Origin of the sequence: Sphingobacterium sp. WM (genome assembly GCF_029542465.1) — a bacterium.
GTDB lineage: Bacteria > Bacteroidota > Bacteroidia > Sphingobacteriales > Sphingobacteriaceae > Sphingobacterium > Sphingobacterium cellulitidis.
On record NZ_CP120709.1, the window covers coordinates 433,389 to 457,137 of the forward strand.

Below are 23,749 nucleotides of genomic sequence, written 5' to 3' on the forward strand. Positions count from 1 at the left end.
TCAAATTGGATATATTTAGTAAACAACGTTATACCATTACTTCGGCCTTGCCATATGCTAATGGCCCATTACATATAGGTCACCTTGCTGGAGCTTATATTCCCGGCGATATTTTCGTACGTTTCTTGCGCTTGAACAACAAGGATGTTGTTTATGTATGTGGATCCGATGAGCATGGGGCGGCTATTACCATCAAAGCAAAAAAAGAAGGTGTAACGCCTCAAGAGATTATAGATAAATACAACCAACAGATCAAAGAAAGCTTTGAAGAGTTTGGAATTTCATTTAATATCTACCATCGTACCTCAGAGCCAATCCATCATCAATTATCACAAGAATTCTTTTTGAATTTATATGAAAAAGGTGAGTTTATTGAGCGATTCTCTGAACAATATTACGATGAAGAATATCATCAATTTCTAGCAGATCGCTATATCGTTGGAACCTGTCCGCATTGTGGAAATGAAGGAGCTTATGGTGACCAATGTGAAAAATGTGGTACTTCCTTAAATCCTACGGATTTAATTAACCCTAAGTCTACACTTAGCGGAAAAGCACCAGTACTTAAAGAAACCAAACACTGGTATTTGCCATTAGATAAATATCAACCATGGTTGGAAAAATGGTTAATTGAAGGCAAAAAGAATGAGTTAAAATCCAATGTTTTTGGACAATGTCAGTCATGGTTAAAATCAGGATTACAACCACGTTCAATGACTAGGGATTTAGACTGGGGAGTAGATGTTCCATTGGATGAAGCGGAAGGAAAGAAACTATATGTATGGTTGGATGCTCCGATAGGCTATATTTCTGCCACTAAACAGTGGGCAATTGACGAAGGTAAGGATTGGGAAAAATATTGGAAGCAACAACCAAATGCTGAGGATAACTCTACATTAATCCATTTTATTGGTAAGGATAATATCGTTTTCCACTGTATTATCTTCCCTGCAATCCTTCATGCTCATGGAGAGTATATTCTTCCTGAGAATGTTCCTGCAAACGAATTCTTAAATCTAGAAGGCGATAAACTATCTACTTCTAGAAATCATGCGGTTTGGTTACATGAATATTTAGAAGAATTCCCAGGAAAACAGGATGAATTGAGATATATGTTAACCTCGATTCTACCGGAAACTTCAGACTCTGAATTTACCTGGAAAGATTTTCAAGCACGTGTTAACAATGAGTTAGTAGCTATTTACGGTAACTTCGTGAACCGCGTAATGGTGCTTTCACATAAATATTTTGATGGAAAAGTATTGTTGGGTTCTCCATTGACAGAATCGGATTTAGCGGTTCTTAAAGAACTTTCTGCTTTGCCAGATTTGATTAAGCAATCCCTTTCGCAATACAGATTCCGCGAGGCATTGGCTCAATTTATGAATGTTGCCCGTTTGGGGAATAAATACCTTGCTGATGAGGAACCATGGAAGGTCATCAAACAAGATGAAGAACGTGTGAAAACAGTTCTTTTTGTTGCTAGCCAAATCGTTGCAAACCTTGCATTGTTAGGTCAGCCTTTCTTACCATTCACAAGTACCAAGGTATTTGAGATGTTAAATCTAGCGGCGAAAAGCTGGGATGATGCAGGTAAATCGGATTTATTAGAATCAGGGCATCAATTAGGTGAAACGCAATTATTGTTTGATAAGATTACAGACGAACAAGTAGAATTCCAACTGAATAAATTAGCAAATGCTAAGGTGAGCAATGCTTTGGCAGCACCGAAAGCAGAACAAAAAGCTAATATCAACTTCGACGAGTTCATGAAAATGGATATCCGTGTTGGAAGAATCTTAACTGCGGAAAAGGTAGCTAAAACTAAGAAACTATTAAAACTGACTATTGATACAGGTATTGATAAGCGCACTGTAGTTTCGGGAATTGCGGAATACTTTACTCCTGAGGAGATTGTTGGTAAACAAGTTTCTATTTTAGTGAATTTGGAACCTCGGGAAATCAAAGGAATACAATCACAGGGAATGATCTTGATGGCAGAAGATGCTGATGGTCGTTTAGACTTTGTAAGACCGAGTACTGATATCTCCGCTGGTAGCATCGTGAGATAATTAGATACGCTAAGAATATATTGAGAGGTAGCCAATAATTAGGCTACCTCTTTTTTATTTGGGTCAGTTCCATTCGTTTCTTTGAAAAAATAACTACTTATAGTCTTTGATCCAAAGATTAAAAAGAACGCAAATACCAAGCGAATCAAGGCAATCCAGAGGTAATATCTATCAAAACCGAAATCATCAGCATTGTTTTGGACTACCATAACCTGGCGGATTATTCCAGAAATAAATATTGGGAATTCTGTAATCATCAGGTAAACCCCAAAGGATATCAAAATCACTCGAAAGCTATTTTGAGTATTCCCTGAAAAATCAATATCCTCTTCATTCTTGAAGGTATTCTGAGGTAATTTATTCAATATTTTATCCGTCTTAAAAACAAAAAAATATGAAATTGTGAAGACGATCAAAAAGTATAGTAGGTTTAATAATAAATCAGAATAATTTTCTAGCTGAAATGGCTGCTCAAAGGAGTATGGAATAAAGAGATAAATGAAAAGACTCTTTAAGCTCTCCAAGCTATAGATAAAAATAAATATCCCAATCGCTTTAAAGAGTAAGTCATATACGTTTCTAGCTTTCATAATTTGGTGGTTTTATGCAAGTTAGTGAAATAATGCTGTTATAAAAAGGAGAGCAGATCAATTTTGATCTGCTCTCCTTTTTTATATTGTCCGTATTCTTATATGACTTATTCTTTTGATTTTCCAGTACCACTGATAAGTACCATGAGCACAAATAAAACAAAGGAAGGTACTACCCAACCCAATTCATACTTAAAAAATGGAATATGATTTAAAGTTGAAAGAGTGGCCTCACTCAATAAGTTAAAATGCTTTGCTAAAGATAGAGTTGCAATCACCGTAGAGGCGATCAATGCTGCCACGTATGGTTTTTTATTCTTCACAAACGTTCCAAAGAATACCGTGTAAAGAACCAGAGTAATCACAATTGGGTAAACAAAAGTTAAAATAGGATAGGCAAAAGTGATAATATTATCCACACCAGTAATTGATAAGATACAAGATGCAATACAACATACAGTCACTAATAGCTTATAGCTCAATTTTCCATTGGTCAAGGTCGAAAAGAATGTTCCGACAGCTGATGTCAATGCGATTGCCGTTGTCAGACATGCTAATGCGATACTGATTGCAATGGCGATTGTTCCAAAGGGTCCCATGATAGCACGGGAAATATGGATTAATAGTTCAGATCTTTTAATCGCAAGATCTTCAATTCCAGAAGTTGCGCCAAGGTAGATCAAACCACCGTAAATAATAAATAGACAGGATGAAGCCAAGATCCCAGCGGCAATAACCACTTGGTTTTTGGATTTAATTGTTTTGTAGCCCTTCGTTCTGGAGGCTGTAATAATGATTCCCGCAAAGATTACAGACGCTAATACATCCAATGTTTGGTAACCATCTACAAAACCCAAGGTAAAAGATTGCTCAGTATCCAAGGACGACTCCTTAAAATCTGACATTGGCGCAAATATCCCCATGCCAATCAAACTAATCAATAAAATTAACAGGAGTGGAGTCAAAATATTACCGATGATATCGACGACTTTAGAAGGTGCTATGGTAAGCAACCAAGTAATTGCAAAAAAGCCAATAGAGGTCCATAAGGGATCTGAATTGGGAAAGGAAGGTAAAATTCCGACCTCAAAAGTCGTGGCTGCTGTTCTTGGGATGGCAATCAATGGACCGATACATAGCATGATGATGGTCCCTAGAACTGGGGAAAGGAAATGATTGATCCGAGTTCCTAAATCTTGGAAAGATTCTCCTGAATTGACAACCGACAAAATCCCGAAAAAAGGTAATAATATCCCAGTCAGTCCAAAGGCTAAAATGGTGATCCCGACATGATCTCCAATTTGTATTCCGATATAGGGTGGGAGTAATAGGTTTCCAGCTCCGAAGAACATGGCGAATAAAGCAAATCCGATGGTGATAATATCTCTCGTTTTCTTCAAAATAATCAAGTGTAAAAAATTTCAATTAATTGTTTGGCTTCCTTGACATCGTGAACCCGCAATAGCTGGGCTCCTCGTTCAAGCAATAAGGTGTTAAGTGCGATTGTTCCAGGTAATACTTGGTCGGCGGTAGAATTGATTTTTTTATAAAGCATAGACTTTCTAGAAATACCTCCTAGGAGGGGCAATACAAAATAGTGCAGCTCATTGATGCGTAACAGCAAATCATAATTTTGGTCTATGGTTTTTGCAAATCCATATCCAGGGTCAAGAATAATATCCTTTACACCCAACTGTCTTAATTTGGCGATGCTTTTCCCCAAACTAACGGCTACATCATTGACAACATCATCATAATCGGTCAATTTCTGCATTGTCGCAGGTGTTCCGCGCATATGCATTAATATATATGGTACTTGTAGTGTTGCTACGGTAGTAAACATTTCCGGATCCAAGGTCCCACCTGAAATATCATTGATAATATGGACGCCAGCATCCACACAGGCTTTTGCGACATCAGCACGAAAAGTATCGATAGATAGAATCGCCTTCGGAAAATGTTTATGAATGGATTCAATAATAGGGATGGAACGGTCCAATTCTTCTTGAGGACTAATTTCCTTTGCACCAGGGCGACTTGAATAAGCTCCAATGTCTAGAATATCAGCACCTTCAATTAATAATTTCTCCGCATGGGCAAGAGCTAAATCTTCCGATTGATGCTGGCCGCCATCAAAAAAAGAATCTGGTGTCAGATTTAGAATCCCCATGATTTTTGGAGTTTCAAAGGTCATAAGTTGATTGCCGAGTCGGATGCTCTGGCAAGGAACGGTCTGAAAAACTGACATTTACGTAAGATTAATAAAAAAATAAGGCTGCAAATTCTCATTTGCAGCCCCCAAAATAAGTCTTTTAAGTCTACTTTACAACTAGAACACCATCGGCAACTAGTGAAATGTCTTTTCTAGGCTTGTCGATCTTGGCAATTTCTTCCTTGCTCTTGCCCATATCTTCAGCATAATGCTTCTGCCATTCAACCGTAGTTTCTTTAACTTTAGCTTTTCCTTCCAGAACCACTGTTTTACCAATTAGGTCCTGAGGAACAAAATAACCATAGTCCGTAAATCTTACCATGATAGGTTCTTTGCCAGCTTCTGTCTTTAAAGTCAGAAAACAGCCCTTCTTGGTGCAAACCTGAACCACTTCACCTTCAACTTTTCCGGTGTAAGTCTCCTGGCTAGCTAAGTTCTTTTCAAGTTGCTTAACAGTGATAGCGCCTTTTTTATCTACTTTTTTCCCGTAATTCACTCCAGCCTTTGCCGGTTGAATTGCAGTCTGCGCATTACTGATAGCAATAAATGCTAATGCACAAATAAAGAATGAAATAATCTTTTTCATATTTACTTTCTTATAAATTCAAATTTACCACTAGGGTCTAACTTCATAATCGTAGAGGCAGTCCCATTCGACAACTCTTGTTGACCAAATTTAACCACATAATCTACGCCTTGGATAATATCTTCAGATATTTCTGAAAAATTCCTGGCTGAAGGCTCTCCACTGATATTTGCTGACGTCGAAACGATTGGCTTACGAAACCTTTGTAACAGTTGTTCACAAAAAGGATGCTTTACCACCCGAATGCCAATACTACCATCCTCTGCAATCGCATTCGGCGCTAGATTTTTAGCATTGGAGTAAATAATCGTCAATGGCTTTTCGCTTGCTTCCAATAACTCGTAAGCTACTTCAGGAACCTCACGAACATAACTAACCAATTGATTGTCATTCCCCAATAGGATGATCATGCTTTTGCCCTTATCTCTACCTTTTAAAGCAAATATTTTCTCTACAGCCTCAGGGTTTGTTGCATCACAACCAATTCCCCAAATCGTATCAGTAGGATAAAGAATCAAACCACCAGATTTTAAAGTTTCTAAGGCCTGGTTTAAATCTTCCTTATCTATATAAGGTCTCATTGCCATGGATTAAACCGCAACATTATGATCACGAAGCGCATCATTCAAAGATGTCTTCTTATCTGTAGACTCCTTACGTTGACCAATGATCAAAGCACAAGGAACCTGATATTCTCCTGCTGGGAATTTCTTGGTATATGATCCTGGAATAACCACTGAACGTGCAGGAACATATCCTTTATATTCAATAGGCTCTGGACCTGAAACATCAATAATCTTAGTCGATGCTGTCAATACAACGTTTGCACCTAGTACAGCCTCTTCTTCTACACGAACACCTTCAACAACAATGGCTCTTGAACCTACAAATACGTTGTCTTCAATAATTACTGGAGCAGCTTGAACAGGCTCTAATACCCCACCAATACCAACACCACCGCTCAAGTGAACATTTTTACCAATCTGTGCACAAGATCCTACCGTTGCCCACGTGTCAACCATCGTTCCTTCACCCACATAAGCACCAATATTCACATAAGAAGGCATCATGATAACACCTTTCGACAAGAATGAACCATAACGCGCAGATGCTCCTGGTACTACACGAACTCCTATTTCCTTGTAATTCGTTTTCAGTTTCATCTTGTCATGGTAAACAAACGGATCATTCTTGATCACCTCCATGCTACGGATAGGGAAGTAAAGAATGACAGCCTTTTTAATCCAATCATTAACATACCAAGACTCACCAACTGGCTCTGCAACACGTAGTTCACCTTTATCCAAATGTTGGATAACGAACTCAATGGCTTCGTAATATTCTTTGTACTCTAATAATTGTCTGTTTTCCCAAGCTTCTTCTATTAATTTTTGAAGGGTTGTGTTGTCTAGCATAATATTGTTGAAACTAATTTTAAATTAATAACAAATATGGAGAATTTTAATGATATGTGAGTTACAAGAGGGGCAAAATTAAGAAGATATGACTATTTTTGTAGGATGGCGGAAGTATCAGACAAATTGCGGATTGATAAATACTTATGGGCAATTCGTATATTCAAAACCAGAAGTTTGGCAACAGAAGCTTGCAAAGCTGGTAAAGTTAAGCTCAATGGGCAAAATGTAAAGCCTTCAGCCGTCGTGAAAGTCGGTGAAACCTATAGCGTGCAAAAAGGAATCGAACGGAAAGTCCTCAAAGTAACTGGTTTACTTGAACGTCGTGTAGATGCTAAAACGGCTATCCAATTTTATGAAGACCATACACCAGTAGAAGATACCTATGCTTTTAAATCGTCTTTCCATGCCCCAATCTTAAAAAGAGACCGCGGAACTGGAAGGCCAACAAAAAAAGATCGACGTGAAATCGATGATTTGAAAAGTGACTGGTGGGACGAAGAACAAAATGAAAATTAAACTTGAATTAAAATATACTTTCTGCTCTGTATTATGCTTGTTAATCTTGATTTTCCAAGGTTCAACAGTAAGCGCTAATGCAGTTATTAGTCCTAAGGACTCGGTTGAACGCGAACTTAAAAAAGTTCTGGGTAGAAAAATCGAATTCGAAAAGGAAAAATTATTGAAAATATTCGATATCAAGGAACGCCTTAAATTAATGCGTACGCCCAATGATCGATATGAATTCCAGGAAAAATTGTATAATGAATTCAAGACCTACCAAATTGATTCCGCAATATTTTATGTCAATGAGAATAAAAAAATTGCGCAGCAGCTCAATGATATCGTTAAAAAAAATGAGGTAGATATACAATTAGCCGGGTTATACTCTTCTGCCGGTAGATTTATTGAGTCCAGTGAGATCCTGAAAGGAATCCCTCGACAAAGCCTCTCAAGCGAACAAGAAGCTGATTACTATCGTGCATTCTCCGATTTTTATTCCCATTACGGACAAAGTACAAACCATTACCCGTACTTTACTTTAAGTGGAATCTACCGCGATTCTTTGTTGAGTGTACTCCCTGTTGATTCCAGAGAACATCGCATCAGCTCTGCAACGCGAGCATTGTTCGGTAATAATTATGATAAAGCCGAAAAAGAATTATTGCAGCTATTAAGTGAATATAAAGAACCCCAGCATGAAAGAGCTGTTATTGCCTATTTTCTAGGCCTACTCTATAAAAATAAAGATGACCAAGAAAAGGAAATCTATTATTTGGGTCTTTCTGCAATTACCGATATTAAAAATACCGTAAAAGATAATGCCTCCTTACAAAGTTTAGCACTGGTTTATTTCGAGAGGAACGAAATTGACAACGCTTATTTGTTTATTCAAGAAGCGATGGAAGATGCTTTGTTTTGTAATGTGAGATTTAGGACTATTGAAAACTCATCATTTTATCCGATCATCAATTCCGCCTTTCAGGAAAAAGAACTCGCGAATAAAAATCAACTCAAGAATTTCCTATATACCATTTCCTTCATGTCCATCCTCCTATTGGTCGCTTTCATTATTCTCTATATGCAGATGAAGCGTCTGAAAAGAACCCGAAAGGACCTGAAAAGCCTTAATAATGAGTTGCAAGGCCTAAATGGGCAATTGCTTAAAGTGAATCAGGACCTTCAAGAATCCAATCATATCAAGGAAGAATATATGGCTCAATTCTTTGAATTATGCTCTTCTTATATTGATAAACTGGACAATACCCGGAAAGGAATATTAAAGAAAATTTCCAATAACCAATTGGATGAACTCAGCAAAGAGCTCAAATCTCAAGATTTTATCAAGACCGAATTGGACGATTTATATCACAATTTCGATGTTATCTTTTTAAATCTATATCCAACCTTTATTCAGGAGTTTAATAAACTCCTAAAACCCGAGGAACAATTGACATTGAAGCATGATGAATTGTTAAATTCTGAACTCCGAATCTTTGCTTTGATTCGACTAGGAATTTCCGATTCTACCAAAATCGCACGCTTCCTTCGCTACTCTTTGCGGACAGTTTACAACTACCGTGTCAAGGTTCGAAATAAAGTTTTAGGGAGCAAAGAGGACTTCGATGAACAGATTAAGGAGATCGGTAACCTAAAATTTTAGCAAAATCCTTTACTTTTTTTCTTTTTAAAAGCGTCTAATAGTCTGTAAAACAATGGTTATTGCTTTACTTCAGTTACTTTTTTGATTTCACAGCCGCCAAATGCTTAATATAACTTAGCACCCTGCTTAACTTTGGATTGGGAAGTTTAGGTATTGCCTAAATTATTTTATTAATCTAATAACTGATTATAAGACGTATGAAACTTTTTACTAAAGTTAGTATCGGTCTTTTCCTTTTTATGATATCTGTTTTTTCAAATTTTGCATTCGCGCAAAATGGAATCAAAGTTTCTGGAAAGGTTATAGACGAAGCCAACAATGAACCTATTATTGGCGCTACAATCACCGTTATCGGAGGGTCAGCATCTACCTCTTCGGATAACACTGGACTATTTACACTCGAAAATGTTCCAGCAAACTCTAAAATTCGAGTATCCTTCCTAGGCTACGATAGCCAGGAACAGGTCGTACAAACCTCCTTAATGACCATTGCCCTAAGTGCAGTAACAAACACTTTGGAAGATGTGGTGGTTATTGGATATGGTTCTGTCAAAAGAAAAGATGTAACAGCCGCTATTTCTTCGGTATCCATGGAAGACGTTGACGAAAGACCAATCGTCAATGCCAACCAAGCGATTCAAGGTAAAGCAGCGGGTGTAACGGTTTCTCAACCTTCTGGTGCTCCAGGTGGTGGAACCTCGATCCGTATCCGTGGAACGACTTCTTTCAACGGAAGTAATGACCCGCTTTATGTAGTAGATGGGGTAACTGTTGACAATATTAACTTCCTTTCGCCTACAGATATCGCCGATATGCAAATCTTAAAAGATGCATCTTCAGCTGCTATCTATGGATCAAGGGCAGCAAATGGGGTAATCTTAATTACTACAAAACAAGGTAGAGTAGGAAGTCCTAAAATCTCATTAAATGCCTTGGCAACTCAGAACCGAGTAACCAGCAAAATTACGCCTTTAAATACTGCGCAATACAAAGAATTGATGGATGAAATCGGAATCGTGAAATTGCCGGACGGATTGACCGACCAAACAAATTGGTTTGACGAAACTTTCAGCAACGGATTAACCCAAGATTATCAACTTTCAATCTCTGATGGTTCTGAAAGAATCAAATACTTCCTTTCAGGGGGTTATGTAGATGATAAGGGTATTGTGAACTCTACTTTTTTCAAACGCTATAACTTCAGAGGAAACATTGAAAATAAAGTTAGGGATTGGTTGACCATTAATGCCAATTTCTCCTACGCAGATTATAATGGAAATGGAATGGTTGAAGGTACAGGTTCCAACAGAGGCGGAGTAGTTTTAGCAACTGTCAATACCCCAACCTTTGCGCCTATTATGGATCCATTCAATCCAAAACAATTCTATAATAACTTTTATGGATTGAATGTTACTTCGCCATTGGAGAATTTAGCAACTACAGGAAATAATAAAAATCGTGAAAACCGATTAATCGGTTCAGGATCAGCAACGGTACACTTTGCTCCAGGCTTAAATTTCAAAACCTTATTTGCTATCGATAGAAGGAATGCGTTTTCTTCAACTTTCTTGGATCCATTGTCTACCTCATGGGGAAGAAATCAATATGGAGAAGCAACGGATTCTAGAAATATGAACACCGTATTAACCTTTGATAATACCTTAACCTATAACAAAAGCATCAATAAAAACAACTTTGAAGCGATGGCTGGTTCAGCCTGGTTAAGTTCATTATATTCCAGTAGTTTTATAATGGGTTCTCATTTTAGGAATGACCTTATTGAAACCCTGAATGTAGCCAATAAAATTTCTTGGACAGGAACGGGTTCTGATGCATCGGATTGGGCGATGATGTCTTATTTCGGTCGTCTATCCTATAATTATGATGGAAAATATTTAGTTACTGCCAATTTAAGGTTTGATGGATCATCTAAATTACATCCTACCCGCCGTTGGTCATCTTTCCCTTCAATTTCTGCCGCTTGGAGACTTTCATCTGAAGAATTCCTGAGTGATGTTACTTGGATGAACGACTTGAAACTACGTGGTGGTTGGGGACAAACGGGTAACCAATCAGGTATTGGTGACTACGCTTACCTGCTTCGCTACAATATTATCCGCTCCCCTTGGTTTGAAGAAGGAAAAACAAATGATGTACCTTCCTTTGTACAAGCTAATCTAAGAACTAAAGATTTAGGCTGGGAAAGAACAACCCAAACGGGTGTCGGATTAGATTTTACGGGTTTTAATAATAGATTGACCGTAAACCTAGACTACTATTACAAGAAAACAACAGATATGTTGATGTATGTTGATATACCGGGTAGTGGTAATTTCACCCAAATTCAAAGAAACGAAGGGGTAATGAACAACCGTGGTTTTGAAACCAATATCAATGCAGATATCCTTAAAGGTGAATGGTCTTGGAACTCCGGATTTAATATTTCATTCAATAGAAATAAATTCGCCGAATTAAAATTGAAACCTGTTTATTTTGATGCCAATACGACGGATTATGTGAATGAATCTGTGGTAAGAAATGAGGCTGGAAAACCTTTAGGAGGTTTCTTTGGATATGTAAGTGAAGGCGTTGATCCTGAAACTGGTAACATGATTTACAAGGATATCAATGGTGATGGTAAAGTAACAGTGAACGATAAAACATATATCGGTGATCCAAACCCTAACTTTACTTTCGGCTTTACAAATTCCGTTTCTTACAAAGGATTTAACCTGAACGTCTTTATCCAAGGATCGCAAGGTAATGATATTTACAATGTGTCTAGAATGGATATGGAAGGGATGTATGATGGTAAAAACCAATCTACTCGGGTATTACAACGTTGGAGAGTACCAGGCCAAATAACAGACGTGCCAAGAGCAGGTTATGATATGAAAAACTCATCTTATTTTGTAGAAGATGGAAGTTATATCCGCTTGAAAAATATTTCCCTTTCTTATAACATCAAAGCACCAGCTTTATCCAGAATTGGAATTAATAAATTGGCTCCATTTATCTCTGCCACTAACTTAATCACCTTAACTAAATATTCAGGCTTGGATCCAGAGGTTAACCAGTGGGGAAATTCAGGTAGGGTGCAAGGTCTAGATTGGGGTACTTATCCTCAAACTAGGTCATTCGTGTTTGGATTAAATATGGAGTTCTAAGATTATGATGATGAGAACAATGAAATTTAGTTTAAAAAATTTAATGATAGCTGTACTAAGTACAGTTTTCATCTCAAGCTGCTCTCTTGAAAAGGATCCTCTTGGTCAATATTCTGAATTGACTGAAGGAGTAAATGAAGAAGGAGAAAAAGTAGTCTTTAAAGATAAAGCCGCTGTAGATGTCTATATGCAAGGTTTATATAATATCCTTCGTGATAGACAGGAACACTGGTATCTAGACCAAATGCTGATCGCTGAATCACATTCGGATAATGCATATGCCGGAACTACTGGTGCGGAAGTAGTGCCTTATGAAAATAATGGTATTGAAGGTTCCAATTCAGTAGTACAACGTGATTGGAATCGGTATCTGGAAGATATTGCGAAAGTAAATATCTTGATTGTCAATGTGGATTCAGTGAAAGATAATTCCCTATCTACAGCATTAAGAAAACAATATAAAGCTGAAGCTCGAATTTTAAGAGCATTGGTATACTTCGATATGGTTCGCCTATGGGGAGATATCCCTTTGGTTACTACCGTAGGTAGAGATATTACAGCTGAAAATATTGAAGAGGTATATAATGATTATTTCCCGAGTCAAACTCCTGAAAAGGAAGTGTATGAGTTCTTGGCAAAAGAACTTGAGGAAGTTATCCCAGATGCGCCATCCAATAATTCAGCAAATAAAACCAAGTTCTCCAAATCTGTTGCCCGAGCTTTATTGGCAAAGATTTATGCAGAAAAACCTATTCGTAATTATGCGAAAGTAATTCAGTATGTGGATGAACTAACTTCAGATGGTTTTGAACTGGAAGCAGATTATAAGAATTTATTTGGTGTGAAAGATGGAAATGCCGAGCCGTTGATCAGAAATAGTAAAGAATCGATTTTAGAAACGCAATTCTTTGCTGGAAATGGTAACTGGGTAACCTGGATGTTTGGTCGCGATCTTTCTAACTACAATAGCAATTTTACATGGGCAAAATGGATCACTCCTTCAAGGGACTTAATCAATGCATTCAACCGCGAAGGAGATGAGATCCGCTCTGCTGAGTCTATCGTGTATTACGAAACGACTTGGAGCAATTATTATCCGGCAAACCATTATCCTTTCATGTATAAAACACGTTCTGCATTTAGTAATATTATCAAATTACGCTATGCTGACTTGTTGTTGTTGAAGGCTGAAGCTTTAATCAATGGTGACTCACAAAATCTAGCTGCTGCGGCAACCATCATTGATCAGATCCGCCAAAGGGTGAAACTTCCTAAATTAACTAATGCCTCCAAAGGAAGCAAAGATGCTATGTTGACTGCATTGTTGTCTGAAAGAAGATTAGAACTAGCTTTCGAAGGACAACGTTGGTATGATTTAGTTCGCTTGAACAAAGTGGAGTCAGTGATGAATGCTGTTTATGCTAAAGATTCTGGAAGAAAAGCACAAGTTTATCCTTTTACAGAAAACTCATATCGCTTGCCAATTCCGCAATCTATCATTGACGAAAACCCTAAAATCAAACAAAATCTAGGTTATTAATATTTTACGATGAATAATTTAAAGAAATATATATTAGTTGCCAGCATGTTTTCCAGTATTCTGACGGCATGCGGTAGTGATACTGGCAATGGTGGCGGTGAACCCGTGACTCCGGTTGAACCTACGAAAGGCGATGTGTTGGTTTACACAACAACAGGATCCTTAAGCCATGACTTCAAAAAGTCCTACCTGGATTTCAGTAAGAGTAGTAATATGGGAACTAAGACCATCAAGATTGATGAGAGCAAAAAATTCCAAACAATGGATGGTTTTGGCGCAGCAATCACGGGTTCTACAGCATATAACTTGTTGAAAATGGCACCTGCTGATCGTACGAAATTTCTGAAAGAAACTTTCTCTATGACGGAAGGAATGGGCCAAAGTTATATCCGTATCGCTATCGGATGTTCGGATTTCTCACTAGATGAATATACTTTAGCAGATGAACCAGGTATCGAAAATTTCGCTTTACAATCTGAAGAGCTGGAATATGTTATCCCTGTTCTAAAAGAAATCCTAGCTATTAATCCCGATATCAAGATCATGGGTTCTCCCTGGACTCCTCCAAAATGGATGAAGGTGAATAACCTAACGGAACTAAAACCTTATGACTCTTGGACTGGTGGCCATTTGAATCCTAAATACTATCAGGATTACGCGACCTATTTCGTAAAGTGGATTCAAGCAATGAAAGGTCATGGAATTAATATTTATTCCATCACTACCCAAAATGAACCATTAAACGATAAAAACTCAGCTTCATTGGTTATGTTCTGGAATGAACAACAGGCTTTCGTGAAAAATGCCCTTGGCCCGAAAATGAAAGCTGCAGGATTGACCACAAAGATCTATGCATTTGATCATAACTATAATTATGATAATATGCCGGAACAACAAGATTATCCGATCAAGATTTTTGAAGATCCTGCTGCTGCAGCTTATTTTGCAGGTTCGGCATACCATAACTACGGTGGTGATAAAGCAGAATTGTTGGATATCCATGCCAAAGCGCCAAATAAGGATATCATCTTTACGGAAACCTCCATCGGTACCTGGAATGACGGTCATGCCTTAGGAAAAAGATTGTTGGAAGATATGCGTGAGGTTGCCTTGGGTACTGTCAATAACTGGAGTAAAGGGGTGATCGTTTGGAACTTGATGTTGGACTCTGAACGTGGACCAAATCGCGAAGGCGGTTGTCAAACTTGTTATGGTGCTGTAGATATCAGCAAGGCAGATTATAAAACCATTCGTAAGAATTCACACTATTATATTATCGGCCATATGTCTGCAGTGGTAAAACCAGGTGCAGTGCGTATCGGATCTGAAGGATATACGGATGCTGGATTGTCCTATTCAGCCTTCAAAAATACAGATGGTACTTATGCTTTTGTTATTGCCAATGCAAACGGAAGTAATTCTAGAATAGTAATTGAGGATGGAAAGAATCATTTCACTTATGATATTCCAGCTGGTTCTGTTGTTTCTTATTCTTGGAAAAAATGAAAAAATTAATCAATTATTTAGCCTTCTCACTTCTTCTGAGCTTAATGTTCTCCTGTAAAGAAGATGAGTTAATCGTACCTTATGGCGGTGGGGAACCTGCCATTGAAATTGTAAAAAGTCCTACAGCATCTTTATTTGCTGATAGCTTACAATTCTCGGTAAATGTATCAGATAAAAGTGTTGCTTTATCAACTTTAAAAGTACAGTTATTGTTTAATGATGAAGTTGTTTCAGAAAAAACAATCCGTACTAAGGATGCTGGAGCTTATTCAGGTAAACTATTTGTTCCATTTTTGAAAAATATCCCTAATGGAACTGGTTTATTGAGATTTACGCTTCAAAATGTTCAAATGGTAAGTACAACCCAGGAGAAAGTAATCAGTCTTTCAAGACCTGATTTCCCTTACCTAAACTTGGTAGCCGAAGGGAAAACTTACCGAATGGCAAAAGTTGGCCCTAATCAATATGAAGTTACTGATGACTTCAAAATGAAAGCGCCAGCTTATATTGAGGCTCCTAAAATCGGTGAATTTGGAAATCCAGTGCAATTCGGATGGGAAAATAAAGCTGTTCTTCAAGGAATTAATACCCCTATTCCATTTTCAAATGGATTTGATGGAGTATATAAGATTTCATTCAATACCCTGACCTATGTTGCAGCACCTTTCTTACGCTATGCGTTGAATGATACTGACATGCAGATGATCGATGATAATAACTTCTCGGTAGATCTTACTGTAAATAAAGATGAAGAATTGATCTTTGAAGGTTTACCAGCAGGATGGTGGGTAGATAAAGATTATATCCGTCAGGATGGTAATAAATACTATTTCAATGCAATGTCTGGCAAATACCGCTTTATCGCAGATTTGAAAAATAAATATGTGAAAGTGGAAGCCATGAATGGTAATGATCTAGCTCGATTAAATGCTGATGGTACGGGTGCAATCTGGATTATCGGACAAGGTATCGGTAAACCTACAGTTGCAGGGAATCAAGTTGATTGGAATCCAGGAAATGCAATCTGTATGACCCCAATTGGTGGTAAGAAATATCAAGTTACCGTAGTGGGTGGTCAATCTATCAATACCAATGATATCAACTTTAAATTCTTCCATGAAAAAGGTTGGAATGGGGAATTCAAAAACACAGACCTGACAACGGAAAGTGATTTGATTTTAATTGGAGATGGTAAGAATGGTCGTGACCCAGGAAACTTAGGTCTACAAAAAGATAAAACCTTAGAAGCTGGAGCAACTTACGTCTTCGTAGTTGACCTGTCCGCAGGTAATAATAAAGCAAAACTTACAGTGACAAAACAATAAAACTTACTAACAGTTCGGATTAATTAGGGGTGGATCAAGGCGTTTCCACCCCTTTTGTTTTTGTAGGATTTAATTCCAATCTTTGTTTTAAACTAAATCTGATTATGAAATATAGTGTGACCTGCTTATTAATTTTAATGAGTATTATGACGAATTCTACAGCTTCTTTTGCCCAATCCAAGTCCAAACCCAAGTATGTTTTGGCGATACACGGCGGTGCCGGGACTATTCTTAAAAAGAATATGACTGACTCTTTGGAGAAAGCCTACATTGATAAACTTACAGAGTCTTTACAGGCTGGTTACGATCAGATCAAACAAGGAAATTCAAGCCTGGATGCTATTGAAGCAGCAATTCATGTCATGGAGGATTCACCTTTATTTAATGCTGGAAAAGGTGCCGTTTTTACCAATCAAGGTAAGAATGAACTAGATGCAGCCATTATGGATGGCTCCAATTTAAAGGCTGGTGCAGTCGCTGGAGTTACAAACATTAAAAACCCAATATCTGCTGCAAGAGCCGTGATGGATAAATCTGAACATGTGATGATGGTTGGGAAAGGTGCCGAAGAATTTGCCAAAAATAACGGAATTGAAATCGTTGATCCTTCTTATTTCTGGACCAAACAACGCTGGGATGGACTTCAACGTGCCTTAGAAAGAGATCAAGAAAGAGCTGAACTCGATCATGATGATCAAAAGGCATTCTTACCCCCATATAAAGATGAGAAATTCGGTACAGTAGGTTGCGTAGCATTGGATAAACAAGGAAACCTTGCTGCAGGTACCTCAACTGGTGGAATGACCAATAAGAAATTTGGAAGGGTAGGTGATGCTCCAATTATAGGTGCCGGAACTTATGCAAATAATGCTACTGTAGCCATCTCTTGTACGGGATGGGGTGAGTTCTTTATTCGCTCTGTGGCTGCCTTTAATGTGTCTGCAAAAATGCAATATGCAAAAATGAACCTCGCAAAAGCTTCCCAAGAGGTTATCGATGAAATCGGTAAATTAGGTGGTGACGGTGGTATGATCGCCATCGATAAAAATGGTGAGGTTGCCATGCCTTTCAATACGGAAGGAATGTACAGAGGTACTGTGACTGCCGATGGGAAAATTACCGTAGAAATCTATAAATAACCCTTTATTCTGGAATAGAATAATAATTCAGATACCTGACGATGCTATTAGCTCTTCGATTGATATAATTCGAAGGTCTTCTAGCATCCCACTTTTGTGGGCTTGGTAAAATAGCAATGATCAAGGCAGCTTCCTTTTTAGTGAGGCTTTTCGCCGACTTATGGAAATAATACTTAGCAGCAGCTTCTGCTCCATATACTCCTTGACCTGTTTCGATCACATTTAAATACACCTCCAGAATCCGCTTTTTACTCCAAAATACTTCAATAAGTACGGTAAAGTAGGTTTCTAGCCCTTTGCGGAACCATGAACGTCCCGGCCATAAGAATACATTCTTCGCTGTTTGCTGACTTATTGTACTTCCTCCCCGCAATCGCTTGCCCTCTTTGTTCTTTTCAAATGCCTCTTTGATGGCTTCTGTATCAAAGCCATTATGCGTCATGAAATGGGCGTCTTCTCCGGCTAAGGCCGCACGTTTTAGGTTGTCTGAAATATCATCATAATCCAACCATTCCCTTTCTAATTTCCAACCTTTTCCGTCTGCTTTCCTTTCAAACCCACGTTGTAACATTAAATAAGTAATCGGAGGGTTAGTAAATCGAAGGGCAATGACCCAAAGTATAGATAATACAAAAAAAGCGATGATCCCACGTAAAACCCAGGGAAGGACCTTGGTTTTAAGCTTTGTCATGAAGGATGTTTTGGTTTGCTTTTTCCTGTTCTTTGTTGTAGAACGCTTGATTGCCATTACTTTGAAATTTTATGCAAACATAAGATGTATTTTTTAATTTTTATGTCATTTCCGCAATGCTTTTTGACATCTCCTTTTTTTGCAAATCCCTACATTTCTGCTATTTTTACAACTTATACAAAAATAGCGTAACCTTGGCAAAAGCAAAGAAACAAACCCCTCTAATGCAGCAATATAATACCATTAAGGCCAAATATCCTGGCGCCTTATTGTTGTTTCGAGTTGGGGATTTTTATGAGACGTTCGGTGAGGATGCTGTGAAAGCAGCCAAGATTTTAGGAATTGTACTTACAAAAAGAGGAAATGGGTCTGAATCTGAAACCGCATTAGCTGGTTTTCCACATCATTCCCTGGAAACTTATTTGCCAAAATTAGTGCGCGCAGGCCAACGTGTGGCCATCTGCGACCAATTGGAAGATCCTAAACAAACCAAAACAATCGTAAAAAGAGGCGTGACTGAATTGGTTACTCCTGGTGTTTCTTACAATGAAAATATTGTACAGCAAAAATCCAATAACTACCTCGCTTCCATTTTTATGGATAAACAGGCCATCGGGATTTCTTTTCTAGATATTTCAACCGGTGAGTTTTTGGTTGCCCAAGGCTCAATTGGTTATATCGATAAACTATTACAAGGTTTTAAACCAACCGAAATAATCCTTCCTAAAAAACAGTATAAGGAGTTTTTAGAACATTTTGGATCAGGTTATTATACCTATACCCTGGATGAATGGCCTTATACCGGTGATTATGCCTCCGAAAACTTGTTGAAACATTTTGAAGTCAATTCCATGAAAGGCTTTGGAATCGACAGGATGCCAACGGGAATTATTGCGGCCGGAGTTGCTCTTCACTACCTAAATGAAACTGAACATCGAAACCTTCAACATATTTCCAATATCTCCAGGATTGAAGAAGACCGTTATATGTGGTTGGACCGATTTACCATTCGAAACCTCGAACTAATTAGTTCAACGAATGAAAATGCCATCACCTTATCCGATGTGCTCGACGAAACTTCTTCCCCAATGGGAGCAAGATTGTTGAAAAGATGGATTGTCATGCCTCTAAAGGATGAAAAAGCCATCAACGAAAGGTTAAAGGTTGTAGAAGATTTCTATAAAAATCGTTCGTTAAGAGATCAATTGGTTCAAGAAATCAAACAAGTGGGCGACTTGGAAAGGTTAATTTCCAAAATAGGTCTCCAAAAAGCCAACCCAAGGGAAATTATTCAACTTAAAAGAGCATTGTATGCTGTTGAAAAACTGAAGGAACTCTGCCAGGAACAGGAATCTGAATCCCTGAAAGTGATTGCTGAGCAGTTAAATCCTTGTTTAATTATTCGCGATAAAATAGAAAATACGCTTCAGGCTGAACCGCCGGTAGCATTGAATAAAGGGAATGTCATTGCTGATCAAATCGATCCTGATCTGGATAAACTCAGAAAGGTAGCCTTTGGTGGTAAAGATTATCTACTCGAAATCCAAAAAAGAGAGGCTGAGGCAACTGGAATCCCTTCCTTGAAAATAGCCTTCAATAATGTATTTGGCTATTATTTGGAAGTAACCAATACGCATAAGGATAAAGTCCCTTCTGGCTGGATTAGAAAGCAAACCTTGGTGAACGCAGAACGATATATCACGGAGGAACTAAAGGAATATGAAGAGCAGATTTTAGGTGCTGAGGAAAAAATCCAGGCTATCGAAAATCGGATCTATGCAGAATTGCTGCTAGCCATTTCGGAATACATCAAACCTATTCAATTAAACGCTCAATTATTGGCAAAACTGGATGTTCTATTGAATTTTGCAATTATCGCAGAAAAGAATTTCTATGTTAAGCCCGATGTCAATTCCAGTAGAAACCTGGATATTAAAGGTGGGCGACATCCGGTTATAGAGAAAAACCTGCCTATTGGTCAGGATTATATTACCAATGATACCTTCCTTGATCCGGAAGGGCAACAGATTATTATCATCACGGGTCCAAATATGGCTGGTAAATCCGCCTTGTTAAGACAAACCGGGTTAATTGTGTTAATGGCGCAAATCGGATCTTTTGTTCCAGCGAAGGAAGCTTCGATTGGAATTGTTGATAAAATCTTTACTCGAGTAGGGGCCTCTGATAATTTAAGTTCGGGTGAATCTACTTTTATGGTGGAAATGAACGAAACGGCAAGCATTATGAACAACCTGTCGGACCGTAGCTTAATCCTATTGGATGAAATTGGTCGTGGTACCAGTACATACGATGGTATTTCTATCGCATGGGCTATTGCCGAATATTTACATAATCATCCTTCTTGCCGAGCAAAAACATTATTTGCTACCCATTACCATGAACTAAATGAGTTGTGTAATTCCATGCCTCGCATCAAGAACTTTAATGTGAGTGTGAAGGAAGTGAATAACAAAGTGATTTTCTTGAGGAAATTGGTTCCTGGAGGCTCCGAACATAGTTTCGGTATCCATGTTGCCAAGTTAGCTGGTATGCCGCCAAAACTTATTGGAAGAGCCGGTGAAATCCTAAAACGCCTGGAACAAGAACGTACCGGTGGTGAAAAAATCAAGGATAGCATGCGTAAGATTCAGAAACAAGCTTATCAATTGCAAATGTTTGCCATTGATGATCCGGTGCTCGAAAAAATCAGGGATATGCTGAATAACCTGGATGTGAATACCTTAACGCCAGTTGAAGCATTAATGAAGTTGGATGAAATTCAACGCTTGTTGAAAAACTAAGATGATTCTTATTGATTAGTATCAATAAGAATCATAAATATCATAGCTGATGTTATTAAAATTATAACTCAATCGAGGGTCTATCCGAATGATCATACTACCCCGGAATGTTTCTCCGGAATATAGTGTTCGAATGGGTACCTCATTGAAGAATGTCGCCCCATTATGACTAACTAAGGAGAATTCCAGATAATAGTTTCCATCTTGCCCTTGGTAATAGTCCAAATCAGAGAGATTGCTAACTGCAAACTCTACACGTACGGCATCAGGACCAACATCATACACATCTATCAAATCAACCGCAAAATCTTCTGGATAAAATAATGGCCCGTCAATATATTCTTTTGAACAAGCTGAAAATAGTCCAACGACCATAATCAATGCAACGATTCTAAGTATTTTTGTTTTCATATTCTGTCCGTCTTTAGAGAAATAGACTTGGTAAAATTCATTTAGATTAATTGCTCAAGATAAAATTTGATCAAAAGCCATTTTTTACAACAAAAAAGCACATTTAGACTTACCTTTGTGGCATGGGAAATATCTTCCAATTCAAAGAGTTTTCAGTAAATCAAGAGCATTGTGCCATGCGTATCAATACCGATGGAGTATTGCTGGCCGCCTTGACAGAGTCGGATTGCGCGGCACAAATCCTTGATATTGGCACCGGAACCGGTGTAATTGCTTTAATGTTGGCCCAAAAGTTTACTGCCGCTGAGATATGGGCCGTTGAAATTGACCAACAAGCAGCAGCTCGAGCGAAGGAAAATTTTGAAAATTCCCCATTTAAAAATCAATTAAACATCGTTAACTCGGATATTTTCCATTGGAAAACAGACCTGAAATTTAACCTGATCGTTTCTAACCCTCCTTTTTACATCAATTCACTACATAACCCCGATCCCCGGAAAAAGGTTGCCAAACATGCCGATGTAGAATTCTTTAAAGGAATGTTCGAATTTGCAGGAAATAGATTGTCAGAGGATGGAAAGTTACAGATCATAGTTCCTGTAGAGTTGTTGGGATTTATGGTCGAACAGGGAAAACTTAATGGTTTGAACCTTTGCAAACAAATCGATATCCAATCATTCGTTGATTCTGAACCTTTTCGATGTATCTTGAGTTTTGAAAGACAACTGAAAACTTTAACGAAGAATTCCTTTGTCATTTATCAAGAACGCTCACAATATTCTGAGGCATATAAACAGATTTTAAAACCTTATTTCTTAGCTTTTTAATATGAGGATTGGATTGATATCAGATACACACGGTTATCTGGATGAGGCCGTTTTTAAACATTTTGAAAATTGTGATGAAGTCTGGCATATTGGAGACTTTGGCTCCATGGAAGTCATTGAAAAATTAGAAGCATTCAAACCTTTACGGGGGGTATATGGAAATATTGACGATAAGGATATCCGACTTAAATTCCCCGAAAACCTTAGGTTTAATTGCGAGAAAGTGGATGTTTGGCTGACTCATATTGGGGGTTACCCTGGAAAATATAGCCCCTTGGTCAAAGCAGAAATTACTAAGAATCCACCTAAATTATTTATTAGCGGACATTCCCATATCTTGAAAGTCCAGTTTGATCCTAAACTTCAATTACTTCACCTGAATCCTGGAGCTGCAGGAAAACAAGGTTGGCATCAGGTTAGAACCCTCATGCGATTTGAAGTTAATGGCGATAAAATCGAAAATTTAGAAGTGATAGAATTAGGAAGCAGGGCACTATAAGCTATCCCTAACCTCCAATAAAAAGCTCTTAAGTCCTTCCAAGGATTCAATAATCCTTTGGTTTTCTCTTGCTTCGTTCTTGTTGCTTCTTAAGAATTCACGTGCTCCCTGTAAGGTATAGCCCTTGTCCTTCACCAAATTGAAGATAATCTTTAGATTGGCAATATCATTTTGCGTGAATAGGCGATTCCCCTTTTTATTTTTCTTAGGCTGAAGAATGTCAAATTCACGCTCATAGAAACGAATTTGAGATGCATTTACACCGAACATTTCAGTGACTTCCCCCATGGTATAATACAGCTTGTTAATTTCTCGTTCTTTGTACGGCATGAACTTTTCGTTTTTGTGTAATAACAAATATACAATCTAAGTTTGATAATCAAAAAAACCATGATTGATATAAAGTTAAAGGCTATTTCGTAATTTTATACTTTAGATGAAAGGTAAAGTGATCGTAAGTAAATTCTGGACAAAGTTCTTTTCCATTGGAAAGGCACAAGCCATTACTATATTCCCTTTTATTTTCCTTAAATATCGCTCAGACCTAAAAAATCAAGTTCTCCTGAATCATGAACGAATCCATGTATTACAAGCAATTGAACTGCTTATCCTGCCTTTTTATTTGCTCTATCTGCTGGAGTTCTTCATAAGATTTATTCAATTTCGAAGTTTTACCCGTGCTTATCTTAATATCTCCTTTGAGCGTGAAGCTTATGAAAATGAACATAACCTTCAATACCTACAAAAAAGGAAGCTATATAGCTTCCTGAAATATGTAACAAGGGATAAAGCTTAGTTTATAAA

At 37.9% G+C, this 23,749-nt stretch carries 21 protein-coding genes; 12 read left to right on the plus strand and 9 right to left on the minus strand.

Annotated features, from left to right (window positions below):
* Positions 1-5: 5 nt before the first annotated feature.
* Complete coding sequence (metG, locus tag PZ892_RS01915) at positions 6-2,072, plus strand: methionine--tRNA ligase (RefSeq protein ID WP_182497977.1); 2,067 nt, start codon at positions 6-8, stop codon at positions 2,070-2,072.
* 38 nt (positions 2,073-2,110) lie between these two features.
* On the opposite strand, the gene PZ892_RS01920 is transcribed toward metG, so the two are convergent.
* The 6 genes from PZ892_RS01920 to PZ892_RS01945 all read right to left on the minus strand — a co-directional run bounded on the left by PZ892_RS01920 (position 2,111) and on the right by PZ892_RS01945 (position 6,875).
* Complete coding sequence (locus tag PZ892_RS01920) at positions 2,111-2,662, minus strand: hypothetical protein (RefSeq protein WP_182497978.1); 552 nt, start codon at positions 2,660-2,662, stop codon at positions 2,111-2,113.
* Positions 2,663-2,769: 107 nt separating this feature from the next.
* Positions 2,770-4,062, minus strand: a complete 1,293-nt coding sequence (brnQ, locus tag PZ892_RS01925) for a branched-chain amino acid transport system II carrier protein (protein ID WP_220476603.1) — start codon at positions 4,060-4,062, stop codon at positions 2,770-2,772.
* 5 nt (positions 4,063-4,067) lie between these two features.
* On the minus strand, positions 4,068-4,910 hold the full coding sequence (gene folP, locus PZ892_RS01930) for a dihydropteroate synthase (protein WP_277712022.1): 843 nt from the start codon (positions 4,908-4,910) through the stop codon (positions 4,068-4,070).
* A 70-nt stretch (positions 4,911-4,980) separates the two neighbouring features.
* Positions 4,981-5,460, minus strand: coding sequence for a DUF4920 domain-containing protein (locus PZ892_RS01935; RefSeq protein WP_094255595.1), 480 nt, complete (start codon positions 5,458-5,460; stop codon positions 4,981-4,983).
* Positions 5,461-5,462: 2 nt separating this feature from the next.
* Complete coding sequence (locus tag PZ892_RS01940) at positions 5,463-6,041, minus strand: L-threonylcarbamoyladenylate synthase (RefSeq protein ID WP_182497980.1); 579 nt, start codon at positions 6,039-6,041, stop codon at positions 5,463-5,465.
* 9 nt (positions 6,042-6,050) lie between these two features.
* Complete coding sequence (locus PZ892_RS01945) at positions 6,051-6,875, minus strand: 2,3,4,5-tetrahydropyridine-2,6-dicarboxylate N-succinyltransferase (protein ID WP_094255593.1); 825 nt, start codon at positions 6,873-6,875, stop codon at positions 6,051-6,053.
* A 105-nt stretch (positions 6,876-6,980) separates the two neighbouring features.
* Here PZ892_RS01945 and PZ892_RS01950 point away from each other — a divergent pair, with 105 nt between their 5' ends.
* From PZ892_RS01950 to PZ892_RS01980, 7 genes are all read left to right on the plus strand, one after another.
* Positions 6,981-7,394 (plus strand): RNA-binding S4 domain-containing protein, encoded by a 414-nt coding sequence (locus PZ892_RS01950; protein WP_094255592.1) that lies wholly within the window; start codon positions 6,981-6,983, stop codon positions 7,392-7,394.
* Complete coding sequence (locus PZ892_RS01955; RefSeq protein ID WP_182497981.1) at positions 7,384-9,039, plus strand: DUF6377 domain-containing protein; 1,656 nt, start codon at positions 7,384-7,386, stop codon at positions 9,037-9,039. Before PZ892_RS01950 ends, PZ892_RS01955 begins: the two co-directional genes overlap by 11 nt.
* 197 nt (positions 9,040-9,236) lie before the next feature.
* A complete protein-coding gene (locus tag PZ892_RS01960) occupies positions 9,237-12,206 on the plus strand; it encodes a TonB-dependent receptor (protein ID WP_182497982.1) in 2,970 nt (989 codons plus the stop codon).
* A gap of 43 nt (positions 12,207-12,249) precedes the next feature.
* The gene (locus tag PZ892_RS01965) at positions 12,250-13,746 is read left to right on the plus strand and encodes a RagB/SusD family nutrient uptake outer membrane protein (protein ID WP_229678234.1); all 1,497 of its coding nucleotides are present in this window, start codon (positions 12,250-12,252) and stop codon (positions 13,744-13,746) included.
* 9 nt (positions 13,747-13,755) lie between these two features.
* Positions 13,756-15,252 (plus strand): glycoside hydrolase family 30 beta sandwich domain-containing protein, encoded by a 1,497-nt coding sequence (locus tag PZ892_RS01970; protein ID WP_094255587.1) that lies wholly within the window; start codon positions 13,756-13,758, stop codon positions 15,250-15,252.
* Positions 15,249-16,577 (plus strand): DUF5125 domain-containing protein, encoded by a 1,329-nt coding sequence (locus tag PZ892_RS01975; RefSeq protein ID WP_182497984.1) that lies wholly within the window; start codon positions 15,249-15,251, stop codon positions 16,575-16,577. Before PZ892_RS01970 ends, PZ892_RS01975 begins: the two co-directional genes overlap by 4 nt.
* A 146-nt stretch (positions 16,578-16,723) precedes the next feature.
* Entirely contained in the window at positions 16,724-17,716 is a 993-nt protein-coding gene (locus PZ892_RS01980) for an isoaspartyl peptidase/L-asparaginase (protein ID WP_229678233.1), read from the plus strand.
* A 4-nt stretch (positions 17,717-17,720) separates the two neighbouring features.
* On the opposite strand, the gene mtgA is transcribed toward PZ892_RS01980, so the two are convergent.
* Positions 17,721-18,407 (minus strand): monofunctional biosynthetic peptidoglycan transglycosylase, encoded by a 687-nt coding sequence (mtgA, locus tag PZ892_RS01985; protein ID WP_229678232.1) that lies wholly within the window; start codon positions 18,405-18,407, stop codon positions 17,721-17,723.
* A gap of 194 nt (positions 18,408-18,601) precedes the next feature.
* Here mtgA and mutS point away from each other — a divergent pair, with 194 nt between their 5' ends.
* Positions 18,602-21,208, plus strand: coding sequence for a DNA mismatch repair protein MutS (gene mutS / locus PZ892_RS01990; RefSeq protein WP_220476604.1), 2,607 nt, complete (start codon positions 18,602-18,604; stop codon positions 21,206-21,208).
* A 21-nt stretch (positions 21,209-21,229) separates the two neighbouring features.
* Here mutS and PZ892_RS01995 read toward each other — a convergent pair whose 3' ends face one another.
* Positions 21,230-21,619 carry a hypothetical protein gene (locus tag PZ892_RS01995; RefSeq protein ID WP_094255582.1) on the minus strand — a complete coding sequence of 130 codons (390 nt, stop codon included), beginning with the start codon at positions 21,617-21,619 and terminating at the stop codon, positions 21,230-21,232.
* A gap of 122 nt (positions 21,620-21,741) precedes the next feature.
* Between PZ892_RS01995 and PZ892_RS02000 the strand changes: the two genes are divergently transcribed.
* Both PZ892_RS02000 and PZ892_RS02005 read left to right on the plus strand, forming a co-directional pair.
* Positions 21,742-22,446 carry a methyltransferase gene (locus PZ892_RS02000; RefSeq protein ID WP_182497988.1) on the plus strand — a complete coding sequence of 235 codons (705 nt, stop codon included), beginning with the start codon at positions 21,742-21,744 and terminating at the stop codon, positions 22,444-22,446.
* 1 nt (position 22,447) lies between these two features.
* A complete protein-coding gene (locus tag PZ892_RS02005; RefSeq protein ID WP_182497989.1) occupies positions 22,448-22,945 on the plus strand; it encodes a metallophosphoesterase family protein in 498 nt (165 codons plus the stop codon).
* On the opposite strand, the gene PZ892_RS02010 is transcribed toward PZ892_RS02005, so the two are convergent.
* A complete protein-coding gene (locus PZ892_RS02010) occupies positions 22,940-23,275 on the minus strand; it encodes a MerR family transcriptional regulator (RefSeq protein ID WP_094255579.1) in 336 nt (111 codons plus the stop codon). The genes PZ892_RS02005 and PZ892_RS02010 overlap by 6 nt on opposite strands.
* A gap of 106 nt (positions 23,276-23,381) precedes the next feature.
* Here PZ892_RS02010 and PZ892_RS02015 point away from each other — a divergent pair, with 106 nt between their 5' ends.
* Entirely contained in the window at positions 23,382-23,741 is a 360-nt protein-coding gene (locus PZ892_RS02015; RefSeq protein ID WP_182497990.1) for a hypothetical protein, read from the plus strand.
* Positions 23,742-23,749 lie beyond the last annotated feature (8 nt).

What these genes read in the sequence shown, in the direction of transcription:
- PZ892_RS01920 (WP_182497978.1), bottom strand. Translation starts at nt 2,662, where the DNA reads ATGAAAGCTAGAAACGTATATGACTTACTCTTTAAAGCGATTGGGATA.
- folP (WP_277712022.1), bottom strand. Translation starts at nt 4,910, where the DNA reads ATGTCAGTTTTTCAGACCGTTCCTTGCCAGAGCATCCGACTCGGCAAT.
- PZ892_RS01935 (WP_094255595.1), bottom strand. Translation starts at nt 5,460, where the DNA reads ATGAAAAAGATTATTTCATTCTTTATTTGTGCATTAGCATTTATTGCT.
- PZ892_RS01940 (WP_182497980.1), bottom strand. Translation starts at nt 6,041, where the DNA reads ATGAGACCTTATATAGATAAGGAAGATTTAAACCAGGCCTTAGAAACT.
- PZ892_RS01945 (WP_094255593.1), bottom strand. Translation starts at nt 6,875, where the DNA reads ATGCTAGACAACACAACCCTTCAAAAATTAATAGAAGAAGCTTGGGAA.
- PZ892_RS01950 (WP_094255592.1), top strand. Translation starts at nt 6,981, where the DNA reads ATGGCGGAAGTATCAGACAAATTGCGGATTGATAAATACTTATGGGCA.
- PZ892_RS01955 (WP_182497981.1), top strand. Translation starts at nt 7,384, where the DNA reads ATGAAAATTAAACTTGAATTAAAATATACTTTCTGCTCTGTATTATGC.
- PZ892_RS01960 (WP_182497982.1), top strand. Translation starts at nt 9,237, where the DNA reads ATGAAACTTTTTACTAAAGTTAGTATCGGTCTTTTCCTTTTTATGATA.
- PZ892_RS01965 (WP_229678234.1), top strand. Translation starts at nt 12,250, where the DNA reads ATGATAGCTGTACTAAGTACAGTTTTCATCTCAAGCTGCTCTCTTGAA.
- PZ892_RS01970 (WP_094255587.1), top strand. Translation starts at nt 13,756, where the DNA reads ATGAATAATTTAAAGAAATATATATTAGTTGCCAGCATGTTTTCCAGT.
- PZ892_RS01975 (WP_182497984.1), top strand. Translation starts at nt 15,249, where the DNA reads ATGAAAAAATTAATCAATTATTTAGCCTTCTCACTTCTTCTGAGCTTA.
- PZ892_RS01980 (WP_229678233.1), top strand. Translation starts at nt 16,724, where the DNA reads ATGACGAATTCTACAGCTTCTTTTGCCCAATCCAAGTCCAAACCCAAG.
- mtgA (WP_229678232.1), bottom strand. Translation starts at nt 18,407, where the DNA reads ATGACAAAGCTTAAAACCAAGGTCCTTCCCTGGGTTTTACGTGGGATC.
- PZ892_RS01995 (WP_094255582.1), bottom strand. Translation starts at nt 21,619, where the DNA reads ATGAAAACAAAAATACTTAGAATCGTTGCATTGATTATGGTCGTTGGA.
- PZ892_RS02000 (WP_182497988.1), top strand. Translation starts at nt 21,742, where the DNA reads ATGGGAAATATCTTCCAATTCAAAGAGTTTTCAGTAAATCAAGAGCAT.
- PZ892_RS02005 (WP_182497989.1), top strand. Translation starts at nt 22,448, where the DNA reads ATGAGGATTGGATTGATATCAGATACACACGGTTATCTGGATGAGGCC.
- PZ892_RS02010 (WP_094255579.1), bottom strand. Translation starts at nt 23,275, where the DNA reads ATGCCGTACAAAGAACGAGAAATTAACAAGCTGTATTATACCATGGGG.
- PZ892_RS02015 (WP_182497990.1), top strand. Translation starts at nt 23,382, where the DNA reads ATGAAAGGTAAAGTGATCGTAAGTAAATTCTGGACAAAGTTCTTTTCC.